This is a genomic window from Moorena sp. SIO4E2, from assembly GCF_010671945.1.
Lineage (GTDB): Bacteria > Cyanobacteriota > Cyanobacteriia > Cyanobacteriales > Coleofasciculaceae > Moorena > Moorena producens.
Genome location: NZ_JAAHIE010001300.1, coordinates 1 through 1,251, shown reverse-complemented (window position 1 = coordinate 1,251; position 1,251 = coordinate 1). Strand labels below are relative to the sequence as shown.

Genomic DNA, 1,251 nt, shown 5'->3' with positions numbered 1-1,251 from the left:
AAGACTCCACATGGCAAATAATTTCTAGCATCAAACATGATAAATTAAAAATTTTTTCCTATCCCAATGCGGGTGTCAACCGAGCTCGTAATCGTGGATTATCCCATGCTTCAGGGGACTATATTGCGTTCCTAGATGCCGATGATCTCTGGCATCCGGATAAATTAGAGTTCCAGTTAAACGCCTTACAAGCAAACCCCCAAGCCGCCGTTGCCTATAGTTGGACAGATTACATTGATGAATCAGGTCAGTTTTTGCGGCGAGGTAACCATATCACTCTCAATGGTAATGTTTATCCTCAGCTGTTGCTAACAGATTTTTTGGAAAATGGTTCTAACGTCCTAATTCGTAGGAAAGCATTTGACACAGTTGGTCAATTTGATGAATCCCTAACCCAGGCAGAAGATTGGGATATGTGGCTGCGGCTGGCGGCTCGTTATCCCTTTGTCGCTGTACCATACCCACACATTTTATATCAAGTCTCGGCTAATTCCGCCTCTTCTGATACTGCCAAGATGGAAGCAGGTTGCTTACAAGTAATTGAACGAGCCTTTGCTAGTGCTCCTGATTCTCTACAATATCTGAAACAGCACAGCCTAGCTAACCTGTATAAGTACCTAATTTTCAAGGCTTTTGAATCATTTCCAGAACGACACAAAGCCCTAGCCGCACTCCGATTTATTGGCCATGCCCTCAGACATGATCCAAGCTTTTTACTGACAAAGGTGACCTTAAAAGTATTGCTGAAAATTATCCTATTACTTATATTACCTGCTCCTCAGTATACTGCTTTACTGAATCGATTTCCAAGATTGTTGAATACTAGCACTATTCTTGGATACCTACGAACAGAACCTTAGACGGGTGCATCGTAAGCATTTAGCTATCAGCTATCAGCTATCAGCTATCAGCTATCAGCTATCAGCTATCAGCTATCAGCATTCAGCATTCAGCTATCAGCATTCAGCATTCAGCATTCAGCTATCAGCTATCAGCTATCAGCATTCAGCTATCAGCATTCAGCATTCAGCATTCAGCTATCAGCATTCAGCATTCAGCATTCAGCTATCAGCTATCAGCTATCAGCATTCAGCCATCAGCTATCAGCATTCAGCATTCAGCTATCAGCATTCAGCCGAAGGCCAAGGTCTTTGGCTGAATGCTGATGGCTAACCTTCAACCTGCTAACCTTCAACACTACTAACCTTCAACATCCTAACCTTCAACACTACTAACCTTCAACATCCTAAC

General features: G+C 42.7%; 2 protein-coding genes. Both read left to right on the top strand.

Annotated features, from left to right (window positions below):
• On the top strand, positions 1–860 hold an 860-nt coding region (locus F6K37_RS43150; RefSeq protein ID WP_287257306.1), incomplete at its 5' end, for a glycosyltransferase.
• Positions 835–1,173 (top strand): hypothetical protein, encoded by a 339-nt coding sequence (locus tag F6K37_RS43145; protein WP_287257305.1) that lies wholly within the window; start codon positions 835–837, stop codon positions 1,171–1,173. The genes F6K37_RS43150 and F6K37_RS43145, both read left to right, overlap by 26 nt.
• Positions 1,174–1,251: the final 78 nt, after the last annotated feature.